Origin of the sequence: Marinococcus sp. PL1-022 (assembly GCF_033845285.1) — a bacterium.
In the GTDB taxonomy this organism is placed as follows: domain Bacteria; phylum Bacillota; class Bacilli; order Bacillales; family Marinococcaceae; genus Marinococcus.
The window spans coordinates 194,580-208,238 of sequence record NZ_JAWXCX010000001.1 but is presented as its reverse complement, the minus strand read 5'-3'; the positions used below and the strand labels follow the sequence as shown (position 1 = coordinate 208,238).

At 49.2% G+C, this 13,659-nt stretch carries 14 protein-coding genes; 2 read left to right on the top strand and 12 right to left on the bottom strand.

What is annotated here, in order from left to right; all coding sequences use genetic code 11:
- Positions 1-13: 13 nt before the first annotated feature.
- From SIC45_RS01130 to SIC45_RS01110, 5 genes are all read right to left on the bottom strand, one after another.
- Complete coding sequence (locus tag SIC45_RS01130) at positions 14-847, bottom strand: 1,4-dihydroxy-6-naphthoate synthase (protein ID WP_319630761.1); 834 nt, start codon at positions 845-847, stop codon at positions 14-16.
- The gene (locus SIC45_RS01125) at positions 844-1,500 is read right to left on the bottom strand and encodes a futalosine hydrolase (RefSeq protein ID WP_319630760.1); all 657 of its coding nucleotides are present in this window, start codon (positions 1,498-1,500) and stop codon (positions 844-846) included. Before SIC45_RS01125 ends, SIC45_RS01130 begins: the two co-directional genes overlap by 4 nt.
- Positions 1,501-1,633: 133 nt before the next feature.
- Positions 1,634-2,182: a GNAT family protein gene (locus tag SIC45_RS01120; protein ID WP_319630759.1), complete on the bottom strand. Its 549-nt coding sequence runs from the start codon at positions 2,180-2,182 to the stop codon at positions 1,634-1,636.
- Between the two features lie 107 nt (positions 2,183-2,289).
- Positions 2,290-3,132, bottom strand: a complete 843-nt coding sequence (locus SIC45_RS01115) for an arylamine N-acetyltransferase (RefSeq protein ID WP_319630758.1) — start codon at positions 3,130-3,132, stop codon at positions 2,290-2,292.
- Between the two features lie 256 nt (positions 3,133-3,388).
- The gene (locus SIC45_RS01110; protein WP_319630757.1) at positions 3,389-4,567 is read right to left on the bottom strand and encodes an MFS transporter; all 1,179 of its coding nucleotides are present in this window, start codon (positions 4,565-4,567) and stop codon (positions 3,389-3,391) included.
- A 101-nt stretch (positions 4,568-4,668) separates the two neighbouring features.
- On the opposite strand from SIC45_RS01110, the gene SIC45_RS01105 reads away from it, so the two are divergent.
- Positions 4,669-5,997: an NAD(P)/FAD-dependent oxidoreductase gene (locus SIC45_RS01105; protein WP_319630756.1), complete on the top strand. Its 1,329-nt coding sequence runs from the start codon at positions 4,669-4,671 to the stop codon at positions 5,995-5,997.
- Here the strand turns inward: SIC45_RS01105 and SIC45_RS01100 are convergent.
- The 6 genes from SIC45_RS01100 to SIC45_RS01075 form a co-directional block, all read right to left on the bottom strand.
- Positions 5,994-6,494 carry a metallophosphoesterase family protein gene (locus tag SIC45_RS01100; RefSeq protein WP_319630755.1) on the bottom strand — a complete coding sequence of 167 codons (501 nt, stop codon included), beginning with the start codon at positions 6,492-6,494 and terminating at the stop codon, positions 5,994-5,996. The two genes, SIC45_RS01105 and SIC45_RS01100, sit on opposite strands and share 4 nt — an antisense overlap.
- 53 nt (positions 6,495-6,547) lie before the next feature.
- Positions 6,548-6,991: a DUF4064 domain-containing protein gene (locus tag SIC45_RS01095; protein WP_319630754.1), complete on the bottom strand. Its 444-nt coding sequence runs from the start codon at positions 6,989-6,991 to the stop codon at positions 6,548-6,550.
- 72 nt (positions 6,992-7,063) lie between these two features.
- Positions 7,064-8,026 carry an ABC transporter permease gene (locus tag SIC45_RS01090; protein WP_319630753.1) on the bottom strand — a complete coding sequence of 321 codons (963 nt, stop codon included), beginning with the start codon at positions 8,024-8,026 and terminating at the stop codon, positions 7,064-7,066.
- Positions 8,023-8,949: an ABC transporter ATP-binding protein gene (locus tag SIC45_RS01085; RefSeq protein ID WP_319630752.1), complete on the bottom strand. Its 927-nt coding sequence runs from the start codon at positions 8,947-8,949 to the stop codon at positions 8,023-8,025. The genes SIC45_RS01090 and SIC45_RS01085 overlap by 4 nt, the downstream gene beginning before the upstream one ends.
- A 165-nt stretch (positions 8,950-9,114) precedes the next feature.
- Complete coding sequence (locus tag SIC45_RS01080; RefSeq protein ID WP_319630751.1) at positions 9,115-10,815, bottom strand: FAD-dependent oxidoreductase; 1,701 nt, start codon at positions 10,813-10,815, stop codon at positions 9,115-9,117.
- 19 nt (positions 10,816-10,834) lie between these two features.
- Positions 10,835-11,296 carry a GNAT family N-acetyltransferase gene (locus SIC45_RS01075; RefSeq protein ID WP_319630750.1) on the bottom strand — a complete coding sequence of 154 codons (462 nt, stop codon included), beginning with the start codon at positions 11,294-11,296 and terminating at the stop codon, positions 10,835-10,837.
- Positions 11,297-11,561: 265 nt separating this feature from the next.
- Between SIC45_RS01075 and SIC45_RS01070 the strand changes: the two genes are divergently transcribed.
- Positions 11,562-12,422, top strand: a complete 861-nt coding sequence (locus SIC45_RS01070; RefSeq protein WP_319630749.1) for a Cof-type HAD-IIB family hydrolase — start codon at positions 11,562-11,564, stop codon at positions 12,420-12,422.
- A 154-nt stretch (positions 12,423-12,576) separates the two neighbouring features.
- On the opposite strand, the gene SIC45_RS01065 is transcribed toward SIC45_RS01070, so the two are convergent.
- Positions 12,577-13,521: an IS30 family transposase gene (locus SIC45_RS01065; RefSeq protein ID WP_319630748.1), complete on the bottom strand. Its 945-nt coding sequence runs from the start codon at positions 13,519-13,521 to the stop codon at positions 12,577-12,579.
- Positions 13,522-13,659: the final 138 nt, after the last annotated feature.

Sequence of the window (13,659 nt, the reverse complement as noted above, 5' to 3'; positions counted from 1 at the left end):
GAAGCTTCTTTGTTTAGTACAGCCTGATTTTTTTCAAATCAAAGGAAGGGATTAATTCTTCTTCCATCGCCCGTCCGAGCAAGGTTTCCACAGCGGCGTACCCGTCTTCACCAAGCCTGCGGGTGAATTCGTTAACATACAGCTCGATGTGAGACTGGGCCACCTCCGGTGACATCTCCTGAGCATTTTCCATAACAAAATCGCTTGATGCCTCCGGATGCTCCCAGGCGTATTCCACGGAGCGCCGGGCATTATCAGCGAGTTCCTGCGTATCTAAATGGCGGCGGGCAATAATCGCTCCAAGCGGAATCGGGAAGCCTGTGTCCCTTTCCCACCAGCTGCCCATGTCCTCTACAAGCGACAGGCCGTAATTATGATACGTAAATCTGGCTTCATGGATGACGAGACCAGCATCTATTTCGCCGTCCCGGACCGCCGGCATAATATCATCGAAGGGCATTACCTTAATTTCTCCGACACCTTCAGGAATCACTTTGGATGCCCATAAGCGGAACAGCAGATAAGCCGTGGACCGTTCACTCGGAACCGCTACCGTTTTTCCGATCAAATGTTCAGGCGTTTTTTCGCCTTTTGTTAATACTAAAGGGCCGCAGCCGTAACCGAGGGCACCGCCGCTCGGAAGAAGGGCATAATCTTCAAGCACCCACGGAAGGGCCGCGTAGGAAATTTTCATTACCTCCGGCCCTTCTTTATTTGCGGCCCAATGGTTAGTGATATCAATATCTGCAAATGTGACTTCCGGAGCTTCTGTATCTTTTAGCAGCCCATGCGTCCAGGCATGGAAGACAAACGTGTCGTTGGGACACGGGGAAAAAGCTATTTTCATGATGATGTAACCTCCTGCAATATAAGTATAGCCGACCGCAGAGAATCCAGTGCTCCCGGGATGTCCCAGGCGTCCCTGTCCCTCGGCCCGACTTCGTTTGATATGGCGCGTATTTCCATTACCGGGACCCCGAAGTGGCTGGCGGCCGCGGCCACACCGTAGCCTTCCATTGCTTCTGCCGCAGCATCTTCATATAAAAACGCCCGCTGGTTCACCGTTGCCTGTGTACCAGTCACAGTCGACACAGAAAGCACCGGAGCTTCAACAGCCGAAATTCCCTGCTCCGAAAGACGCCGGACTAATTCAGGCGTGTACTGTTTTTCTGCCGGAAAACGTGTCGGCCCAAGCCCAAGCTTTTCGAGCGGAGCGAATCCTTCCTCAGTTTCTGCCCCCATATCCGCGGCGACGATTTCGCTGGCTGCCACAATATCTCCCAGCCAGGCTTTATCTGGAAAGGCACCTGCAATCCCGGCGTTTATAACTAGATCATAGTCATGTTCAGCAAGCAGCAGCGATGTCCGGACACTCATCTGTGCCGCTCCGACACCGCCTACCTGCACCACCCATGCATCCTCTGCCTCAGCTGCTGCCTGCAGCGCTTCGTTTTCTGCCTCTACAGAAACCATTACCAGTACAGATGGTTTTTTCTCCATGCGCTTCCCTCCAAGCCGTAATCAAGCCTCTGCTTTCCGCCTATAAAAAAGACACGAGCGCAGAGGGCTCCTGTCTTTTTATTATGAACCCTTCCTGAGAAAATTTCCAGAAATGCGGTAACAGCTGCGATAATTAGCGCAGCTTTTCCCACTCCTCTTCGAGCATGCTCATCTCTACAAGGGACCAATAGGTGTTTCCTACGAGACGAAGATCCCGTTTTACCCCCTCGCGCTGAAAGCCGGCACGCTCATAGCAGCGCAGAGCGGAAGCGTTAAAATCAAAAACTCCGAGCGCTACCCGATGCAGCTGCAATTCGTCAAAGGCGACCCGGCATACCTCCCGTACCATCCACTGTCCGAGACCTCTGCCGCGCATCGATTCATCTCCAACGAGCACCTTGCCTATCCGTCCGGAACGATCGCGGTAATTAATAGCCCCAAGTGATATATGACCGACCGGGACTCCCGTTGTCTGGTGCAGAGCAGTATAGACGAGCCGTTTGGGATTATCACCCTCCTGCTGCATACGGTAATCATCGAGCTGTTCTTTATTCAGCGGGTATGTAAACGCTTCTCCGCTCCACTGCTTTAAAAAATCGGCTGACGGCACCCACTCGATCAACCTGTCATAATGCTCCCGCTTAAAGGACACCAGCTTTACTTCAGCAATCTCGTTATTCAATCCAAACACCTGCCTGTGTTAATATTATCTGTCTATCATATGCGATACCGATAACCGGCCGCAACCGTCTGCAAACAAAAAACCGGCGCTGCCTGCGCCGGTTTTACTTAAGATGCTTCTTCTTTATTTAAAGAGGCAAATACGTCGATGCCTTTAGCCTCAAGGTATTCGACCGCTTTTCGCACAGGCAGTTTTCCGAGTCCGAATTCATGCTGGACCACCTCTTCGATCTCTTCAATCGACTGAAGCTCTCTTTTTTCCGTAGTGCCGTCCGGATGATAGATGCGCATCCGATTATTTTTCAGCGTAATATTCCGCGTCGGCTGCCACATCTGCAGTCTCAGCAGGGACATAAACATAGCGTCTTCCCGGTGAGAATGATTCACCATATTATCAAGGTATTTTCTGTTTCTCGAAAGCCCTGCGTCAAACACCCACTGGTCTTTTGTCAGCTTCCCCTTTATATAGCGTTTGAATTCATACAGGTGGCTTTCTTTATCCACCGGACTGATGACAATCTTTTCGTCGTGATACATATAAATGTTCCGGTCAGACCTCTCCAGGCGCACCGGAGAAAAAATCGGTGCTGAAACGGCACAATCCACGAGGACATGCTCACCCTGCAGCCGGACGACAGTAGCGATATGCTCCGGTCCCATATTAATGTTGTAAGCATCAAAGCCTAAATCATGAAGTATAGCCGCCACCTTTTGATTAACGGTAAAGCACGTACCGCCGAACTGGTGCTTTTCAAAGTTATCAACGAAGCTCTGGGCGTCCGGCGTATAATTTTCCCAGGTATTTTCCTGGTGATATATTAATTTGCTCACATTTTCAAACGGAAAGGTGAACAAGTGAGCGTTCATAATTTTTGCCAGATAAGAAAAAGAAGGTTCCTCCACCGTCAAATTTAAGGCTTTCAAATACCGCTTCGTGCTGCTTTTAACCATGTTCACCACTCCTTTTTATCTGAATTATCTAAATATATTCTTTACTATTCATCCGATTGGATTTCTATCGTATCATTGTTTTCTGAAAATTTCGAGTAATTAGATGACATTATAGAAATTACTTTGTTATATTTTCTTTCATTAATTCCTCTTATTTTTGCTTTTCCAGCATTTTTTCCCGATAAAACCTATACAGAAGAAAAAATATGTTAAATAAATTCACACAAAGCAGTAAAGAAGCCGTTCAACGACTTCTTTACTGCTTTGGCACACGTATTCCTAAAGCTGTGACAAAACTGGCGGCGTAAATCAAAGCGAGAACGCCGAAGGCCCATTCGACAGACACAGCCTGGCTCACTGCGGTACTGAGCACCGGACCGATACTGGCTCCGATAAATAAAATAAATGTGTACAGCGACGTTGCAACGCCTCTCACTTCAGCTCCCACCTGATTGATGAGCGCAATAATCGCAGGAACGATTAAACCAGCTCCAGCTGTAAACAGCACGCTCCATGCCACCAGCAGCCATAGGCTGTCCGTAACGAGCATCAGCAAAAGTGAGAGCGCTCCAATACCGAGACCGAGACGAAGGATAAACGGACTGCCGACACGCCGGCTCCATTTTCCCGTAAAAAAAGCAACACTAATGCCGAGGAGGCCCGCAGCGCGAACGTATAAAATGTCGCCCTGGCTTAGCTGAAATGCTCCCTGCAGATACTGTCCAAGCGAAGAATACATCCCCACAAAAACCATCAGCACTGAAAGAGTAACGATAAAACAAAGCATCAGGCTTTTATTTCTGGCCACTGTCTGCAGCTGGGAGACAAACGAAGGCTTACCGCCCGTTTTTCCTTTCGATGGATCCACAGGAAGCAGGCGCCACATTAAAACAAAGGTGAGCACATAAATGATTCCAAGCAGCAAAAAGGCCCAGTGCCAGTTGGCTGCCTGCACGGCGGCACTGCTCCACGTCTGGCCGAAAATCCCCGCGATTAAAAATCCGGCGCTGATAAACCCGATAACCGAGCCTCTCTTAGCTGGTGTAAACATATCGCCAATGTAGGCAAGCGCTACCGGTGAAAATGATGCCGCCGCAAGCCCCTGAAGAGCGCGGCCGATCAGCAGAGCAGAAAAGGTCGACGCCATCCCGAGCAGAAGAGTGACGGCAGCAAGCACCAACAAACCCGCTACAATCGTGCGTTTTCTCCCCACCCGTTCCGATAAAGGGCCATACAGCAGGCAGCCGGCTGCAAAAAAGATTGAAAAAATACTCCCCGCCCAGGCGGCTTCTCCGGCAGAAATATGAAAAGCTTCCGAAAAAGTTGGTATGAGCGGTATCGTCATGTACAAGCTCGACATAACAATCAGCCCTGACCAGAACAAAAGCCCGGTCGTCAGTCGTTCTGAGTGGAATTCACCTGTTTCATACTGCATGTGCTGTTCCTTCTTTCAAGTAATAGTTTTCCATTTCGAGCTTCGTTTCATTTCTTCCAGCAAAAGGAATAGGAACGAAGAGATTAAAGGAGGTAAATATTATGTATGATGTGATCGTAATCGGAAGCGGTTCAGCGGGGATGACCGCCGCCGGAAACTTAAACGAGGCCGGATGGAACACGGCAATAGTGGATGAACGTCCTTACGGCGGCACCTGCGCCCTGCGCGGATGCGATCCGAAGAAGGTGCTCATCCATGCTTCAGAAGTACTCGAGCAGGCCCAGCGCCTGAAGGGCCTTGGTCTTGAAGGCAGTTTATCCATCCGGTGGGAGAATTTAATGAACTTCAAACGCACCTTTGTCGAAGGGGTCCCGGACTCTATCGAACAAAGCTTAAAAGACAGCGGCATCGACACCCTGCACGGACGTGCCCGTTTTACCGACCGTGAAACTATAGAAGTGGATGGACACCCCATTAAGAGTAAAAAATTCGTACTCGCCACCGGCGCAAGCCCTGCCAGTCTTCCAATTGAAGGAGCTGAACATATGCTCAGCAGCGATGATTTTCTTGAACTTGATCAGCTGCCATCAAGCATTGTTTTTATCGGCGGGGGCTACATTTCCTTTGAGTTTGCCCACCTCGCTAAACGGGCTGGAGCCGATGTTCATATTCTACAGCGCGGAGACCATGCATTGAAAGGATTTGATACTGAGCTTGTCCAGCAGCTCATTGATTACTCTGAATCGATCGGTGTACATGTACACCTGCATACTGAAGCAGCTGAAATACGTCCGGAAGGACAAGGCTACCAGGTTTATACAAAAACAGAAGACTTCTTTTACGGCGATATTGTCGTTCACGGCAGCGGCCGTACACCGAATGTACAAACGCTGGACCTGGAAAAGGCTGAAGCTGCCTATGATAAAAAACGGGGCATTACTGTAAATGACTATCTGCAAAACACCACCAATGAAAATATTTATGCCGCTGGCGACTGCGCAGATACAGCCGGCAGCCCATTAACTCCGTTAGCCGGATTTGAGGCAGGTTACGTGTCCGCCAACCTGCTTGAAAACAACAGCACTCCCGTTCACTACGGGCCAATCGCTTCTGCAGCATTCACCGTACCCGGGTTAACAGCGGTAGGCCTGACAGGTGATGCGGCTTCTGCCCGAGGACTTTCTGTGGTTACCGAAGATGTAAGCTCGTGGTTTACGTACAAGCACAAAAACGAAACCACGGCCTTTGTAAAATTAATTATCGATAAGGAGAAAGACACCGTTGTCGGCGCTCACGCGTTAAACAGTGATGCAGCCTCGTTCATTAACTACATGACGCTCGTGATTCAGCACGAGATCCCGGCGAGCTCCTTATCCAGGACAATGTTTGCATATCCGACCAACGCTTCGGACCTTCAGTATTTCGTTTAGCTTTTTCGGGGAAAAAACACATGCCGGGCTTCAAAATGGTCATGACTGAGGTCGAGCAGCCCATAGGAAAACATCGCCGCCTTTCGCTTATCCGTCGGCGAACCCGGGTTAAACATCAACGTTTTCCCCGCATACCGCAGGTAGGGAATATGAGAATGCCCGAAAATGATAATATCCTTCTGGCCGGAGAAAAATGCTTCTCCGGCCCTTTTTTCAGTCGTCCCTTTCTCTCCGTGACCGTGCACAATACCGATACGCCACCCTTCGAGAACGATTTCCTCTTTCTCGTTCACGGCAGCTTTTATGTCGTCCCCATCCACATTTCCATATACACCGGTAAGCGGGGCATATCTTTTCAGGTCTTGCCACACGTCTAGGCTCTGCCAGTCTCCGGCATGAATGATATAATCAGCTTCTGCAAATGCTTTATAAAGCTCCTCCGGCCACTCTTTTGCTTTTTTTGGCATATGGGTGTCCGCAATCACCAGTACCCTCATTTCATCCTCCTCATAAAAAAGAGCTCCGAATTTCTCGGAGCCCCCCGTTTCTGTTATTCCGGATATTCCTGAACATCTGCGGAATTATCGGCTGGCGTGTCCGGCTTGCGGACAAGAGCCATAATGCCTGCCACCACGAGCAGAATCAAATGGACAATGGCAAGAATGTTGATTGCTATAAAGCCAGCGACCGCGGCCGCAAAAAACAAAATGCCGGAAGCGACAGAGCGTTTATTACGCTTCAGCATAAAGACGCCTACTACTGCAAGAATCGTGGCAATCGCTGAAAAGATAATCAGACTGATGCCATAAGCAGAGGCCTGAGCAGCCGCCTCCTGAGTATTTATCGTTTCTCCACCCTGCTGCTGGACGGTTTGATTTATTTGCTCGAACGTCGAAGCATCTACAAACGTCAGAACAATTCCTAAAACGATACCAATACCGCTTAAAACAGCAGCAATAATTCCAAGTACTTTTTCTGCCGTACGTTTCACCATAGGCGCACACTCCTCTTCAATTACTCTCAATTATTTTGTTCCCTATCTACACCTGGATTCAAACAACTTTCCTTAACCAGTTACGCTGATTTCTCTCTTTTTGAACATCCATATGGCAAAACCCATAAAAATCAGCCAGTACACAATCAGCACGACAACGGAAAAACTAAGCGTCATACTTTCCACCGGCGGCCCTCCGCTTGTAAAGTATTGATTCAGATTCGTGTTTGCAAACAGAAGGTACTTCGGCCAGTCGTAGGCAAGAGCCAGAGTACTTGTTACACCAGCGCCCACTACGTATAACAGAACACTGATGGCAATCGCCATCGCTTCACTCCGGAAAATGGCTGAAATGGCAAAGGCCAGTGTCGCAAGCATGACAAAATTCACCGATCCGGTCAGATAATCGATCGCAAGCGCGAGCACCTGCGGCCGTTGTTCGACCTCTCCGTCCGTATAGATTAACTGTGTGGAAGGCTCACCGAATCCAAAGAAAAGAGCTCCCAGAATAAACGATGCCCCGAAAAGCAGAGCGAGCATTGCAACAGCATAAAGGATGACCGTAAGGTACTTGGACATCAGTATTTTGATCCGGGACGGCGGGCGGACCAGCAGCAGCTTAATGGTGCCGGTTTTAAATTCAGAGGAAATAATCGTCGCCGCTACGATAATGACAAAAATACTCAGCAGATCGAGGAGCCCTGCATTCGTGCTCATGAATGACCAGACGCTTTCTCCAGTCGCGCCCTGCGGGGGCAGATCGTTCTGGATGCGGTATTCATTTATCGCAATCTCCTGTTCGTAATACTCCGCGGTAGCGCCCCCGCTGTCCTCGATCGCCTGTTGATCTTGTTCAATCTGCTGCTGAGTCTCTGCTTTCCACTGCGCTTCCGACGGCAGTTCCTCCGCTGAAGGCTGATTGGTGATGGAATAAATAAGAACACCCACCACCCCGAGGAGCAGAATCGCTGTCATTATCCATGTACTGATACGCCAGAACAGCTTCATCCATTCGTTTTGAATCAGGCGGATCATGGGGACCCCTCCTTCGACGTTGCTTGAAGAAACCGGTCTTCAAGCGTTTGTTTATCTTCTTTTGCTTCATAGATATCAAATCCGGCTTCCATGACATAGCGCAGAAGGGCAGGGACGTTCTCTTTTTCTATGTATATCGTCAACCGCTGGTCTGCTTCTTCTATTTGCAGATCCGGATAGGCTTCTTTCACCATCCGCATCGCAGCCTCCAGCTTCTGCGGACCTACATCAATCTGGTACGGCGCCGGGCGTCCTTCTCCTTCTGAGATGCGCTGATCTTCAATGCTGATCAGTTTACCGTCCTGGATAATCGCAAAACGATCACACATCAGCTCCATTTCTGAAAGCAAATGGCTCGAAACAAGCACCGCCAGCCCTTCCTCCTCGGCCAACCGGCGCAGGTAAGCCCGTACCATCCGGATACCTTCCGGATCCAGGCCGTTGGTCGGCTCGTCTAAAATCAACAGCTTCGGCCGGTGCAAAAGCGCCTGGGCAATACCGAGGCGCTGCTTCATTCCTAAAGAAAAGGTGCGCACCTTTTTCTTTTTCACGTGCCCAAGCTTCACGAGGTCGAGCAGCTCGTCAATGCGATCCTGATCTACCTTCCCGTTCATCCGGGCAAAGTGGATCAGGTTCTTTTCTGCCGTTAAATGGTTGTACATTTCCGGATTTTCCACAATGGCTCCGACCTGTTTAATCGCCCTCGCATACGATTTCTGGATGCTGTATCCGTCGATAAGAATATCTCCGGACGAAATAGGGGCGAGTCCGACCATCATACGGATCGTCGTCGTTTTTCCCGCACCGTTCGGTCCAAGAAAGCCAAAAACCTCTCCCGGTTCGACAGAGAAATTCAGATCCTGAATGATTTCTTTACCGCGAATACGCTTATGTACATCATTCACTTCTAAAATCGATGACATGGTTTCCTCTCCTTACTTATTAGACGTTCAACTCGTACATTTTCCTATTTTTGGAATGCAGATGTCAATGTTTTCTTTCGTTTTTACGTAACATATGTCCATGCGTTTCAAAAAGCCGGCACCTGTTGGATACAGTACCGGCTTTAAGGGAGATTTTCTTATTTACTAAATATCAGCTTTTGTCCATCTGCGGCTGATCAATTTGATGTTTTGGTACCATTTCCGGGCTTCCCGCTCCTCCAGATTCCATTCAGCCCCTGCTGTAAGAAACAGCTCCACTGCCTCCTTCCAGCTGCTCCAGTCTGCAGCATCACTATGAAAAAGCAAATAACCATCCGGCCGTACGAGCATAGATTCCCCTGGCCTGATTAACTGCCGGAACTCTCTGCTTAAATGTCTTTCACTCCAGCACAAAATGTCATCAGGCTGTCCCATTGTCGGTGTCGGCGCCACTAATGCCGGCTGTACCATGCTGCCAAAATACGGAGCGGACTTACGGATCCAGCGCTTAATAAATGCGTACTCCTTATCAATCCGGCTGCCACTTGTGCGTATCAAAAATAAAAATTTCCCTTCCTGCAAATGCTCATACAACCTGGTCTTACAATTTTCAAAATCTGTTAATGCTGCGTCAGGCACCCGGTCTCCCGGGTGCAGTACCCCTTCGCGCCTTAGCTCCTCTTTCAAAGGTGGTGCCGATGCCCGGTATCTCACAGACAAATGCGACAGTCTCCGGATGAAGGCCTCCGGAAGCTGTTCAATCATTTCCACCATTTTCAGCGTGCGATTTCTCGCCTGCACAGCAATAGGCTTTTGCACAGTCAGGCTTCGAACCGTCCAATCTGTCGTCCGGTTAACCTTTCTTGCGACCGGAAGCCTCTCAGCCTCGTATGATTTAAGCAGTGTTTCCGGACAGGCCCTCGCACACACCATGCCCAGCTTCCAGCTTAAATTGATGCTATCCTGGATGCCCAGGTTTACACTCTGGCTTGTCATCGGGTGATGGGCATGTGCTGCTTCACCAACTAAAAAGATGTCCCCCGACCGAAATTCTTTTGCCTGATGAAACACAGCCTGCTTTGACTGTACCGTCACCGTCGCCTGCATGAACAACGGGCGGCCCGTGATTTTCTGGTAGAGCCCCCGGAGGGACGCTTCTGTATTTTCAAGGCGGACGCCTGGCTTATCCCGGTCGACCATCATAATCCTCGTCTGGCGGCCCGGGAGGTCTGCGGCAAACATAATGCCTTTTTTATTAAACATCATGGACGGCACATTATTTGTCAGCCGCTTCTCTGTTTTAACATCCGCCATCATTAGTTCCGAGCCGCCCTCCATTTTGCATTTAATAGAAGCAAGCTCCCGGACCACACTGTCAATCCCGTCAGCCCCCACGACATAATCTGCAATGATCCGCTCTTCCATGTTATTTTTTTCGATTAACACTTCTGTTTTTAAACCATTCTGCTTCAGCTGGGTAATGCGTGTACCCCATTCCACAGAGGTTTTCACCAGCGAGCGCTGCAGTATATGCTGCACATCACAGTTAGCCAGCGACAATACAAATGGATAGGGAGATTCATTTTTCAAGAAATCGAAGGAAGGAGTAAAAATCTGTTTTCCTTCGTAATTGAACTCCAGCGAATTATAAGGTATTCCTGCCTCCAGCAGTGGTTTTGCCAGTTTAACGCTTTCGAGCACTTCAAGCGACCGTGCGTATAAAAGCAGTGCTTTCGGTTCGTGGGCAGGAGACTTCTTGGCTTCAAGCAGCCGGACGTTTACATCATAGCGCTCCAAAGCCCGTGCCAGCACAAGCCCTTCGACGCTTGTACCGGCGATAATAATATTTGTATGACTCGTAATCATCTCTCCAGCCCCCATCCTCTTAAAGCTCTTTATGCACTGTAACCCGCCTTGGTTCATATCCGATTTTTTTGTAGAACGCTTCTGCTATATAATTTTGTGCCAAATAGTCCAGCTCAAGCCTGTCTGCTCCATAATCCCGTGCAGCATACTCCGCCTCCTTCATCAAAAAAGCCCCAACGCCCTGGCCCTGATGTTGATCCTTCACAACAATCTGGTAAATGTAGCCGTAGCGCGAAGGACGTTTAAAATCGTTACCCTTCTCTTTACGGAGCTCCAGCCAGACGTACCCCAGCGGCTCTTCGTCTTCGACAGCGATAAAAAACATGTGGGAGTCGTCAGAAAGCTTTTGTTCAAAATACGATTGAGCCGACGGCTGATCGTAAGGAAAGAAAAGTTCAGGATGAAGGTTTACGTGCCATTCGTGCAGCGACTGATTTAACCGGCTGAGCAGCACCGGATCTTCTGTTCTTTTAATATACATAACCACGCCCCCTATTCAGTATCCTTCAAATTCTTTTTCCTTCACTACCTTCTTTCCGTACTTTTCCATATCCTTCTCCGGCCAATAAAAAGAGTTCCGGGGCTATGCCCACTGCAGTTCTTTTATACATCCTCCGAATAAAGCTGTACAAGTATTTTACCATTATTATACAAATTTTTGCGCGTAATTTCGTTGCTTACGATATTTTATGTTAAAGTATAAAAGGTTTATGCTTTTAGCCTCGTCTACTGATGGGAGGATAAAAATGTTTTCAATGGTCGCAATTGACTTGGACGGAACTCTTTTGAACAGCGAAAATCAATTGGATGACAAAACGATACAAGCACTTGAAACAGCCGTCGAAAACGGCATCGATATCGTCATTGCTACAGGCAGAGCCCACTTTGACGTATGGAGCATTCTTGAAAATACTTCTCTTTATCCATGGGTGATTTCTGCGAACGGCGCCGCTATTCACTCCCCGGACCGTGAGCTGTATATCTCCGTGCCTCTCCCAAAAGATACAGGCATGGAAGTGCTTTCGTGGCTTCATCAGCAGGAATTTTATTATGAAGCGTTTACAGAAAAGGCTATTTACACCCCCCACAACAGCCGGAAACTGCTTCAAATCGAGCAGGACCGGATCAAAAGTGCCAACCCGCATGCAGATACAGCCTCCATGCAGAAGGCAGCGGAACGACAGTACAGCCAAACCGGATTTTCTTTTATTGAAAGCTATCTCGATCTGCATGATATGAACATTTCCCTGTATAATATTTTGGCCGTATCTTTTATCGAAGAAAAGCGCCAGGCAGGCATTGACCACTTTAAATACCGGGAAGATTTAACCCTCGTCACCTCAGGTGATCATAATTTTGAGGTCGAACATACAGGTGCCTCGAAAGGGCTTGCGCTTGAAAGACTTGCTACAGAGCTTGCTGTACCGTTAAAAGATACCGCTGCCATCGGTGACAATTACAATGATATCAGTATGCTTGAAACAGCCGGCTATGCCGTCGCTATCGGAAACGCTGTGGATGAAGTCAAAACCATGAGCGACCATATTGTTGGCACAAACGATGAATACGGTGTCGCGGAAGCCCTTACATACATGATGAATTCTTAACCGATGCATTTTTCCTTCTGTCTTTATCATACCACGTGCTGACACATTTTCGTCTGCCTTTTCGAAATATAAACTGAGGCACTGACGTCTTGATGCATGGGCCGGGCTCCGAAGAATTTCTTTGGAATCCGGCTTTTTTTCATAACTTAGATTGTCAATTTAAGCGCAACACTTCTTCATGAAACACATTTTCCGTGGTATTCCCATGTAGACAATTTCTGGGGCGGCGATGAATCAGTCCGATGACGTAGTCCACTTCCTGCTGGCTGAGGCGAGCTAAATCCATGCCCTTCGGGAAAAATTCCCGGAGAAGGCCGTTGGTATTTTCATTGGTTCCCCGCTGCCAGGCGGCATAGGGGTCGGCGAAATAGACGGGCACGCTCCGGGCTTCGAGGGCGGGAAAGCAGGCGAATTCTTTGCCCCGGTCCACCGTTATGCTTTCAAAGACACCACGAGGATACTGGTCCATCAGTGTTTCCACGGCAGTGGCTACGGTTCCGGACCGCCGGTCCGGCATGGGAACAGCTAACAGGTACCGGCTTTTGCGTTCGGTGAGCGTCACCAGGCAGCCCTTGCTTTTTCCACGCGATGAAACAATGGTATCCATTTCCCAGTGGCCAAAGGTTTGTCGGGTCTCGACCACGGCAGGGCGTTCCTCGATGCGCCGGCCGACCGTGAAACGGCCACGGCTTTCCCGCACTTTCTTCCGTTTGCCCTTCTGGCGAAGGCAGCGCAGGTCTCCCTTCGCCAATAACCCCTGGTACAGCCATCGATAGATCGTCCCGCATCCCACCGTAACCCCCGGGGCGTACCGGGCAATTTGTTCGGGCGACCAGGTGGCATGGAGATGATGGGTAATGGCTTGAAGCAGCTCGGGCGTCGCTTTGCCTTTTCGCCCGCAGGCCTTCCGCCGTTGATGATAGGCTTTCTGCGCCTGAGCGGCCTGATACGTATCGGAGGATGCCTGGCGCCGGCGTTCCCGGGAAATGGTCGATGGATGCCGGCCCAGAAAAGCCGCAATTCGCCGGATCGACCAGTGGAGGCTCGTCAGAGCCTCTAGTTGTCCTCGTTCGATCATGGTAAGATGAGAGTAGCTCATGGTATCCCTCCGTGTGAGTGTTTGGTGGTACTTTCATTTTACACTGGGATACCATGGGTGTTTTTTATTTTTTTACGTGTTGCACTTAATATTACAATTCAAGATAAAAAAATCCCGTGCCTAAAAAGGCACGGGTGC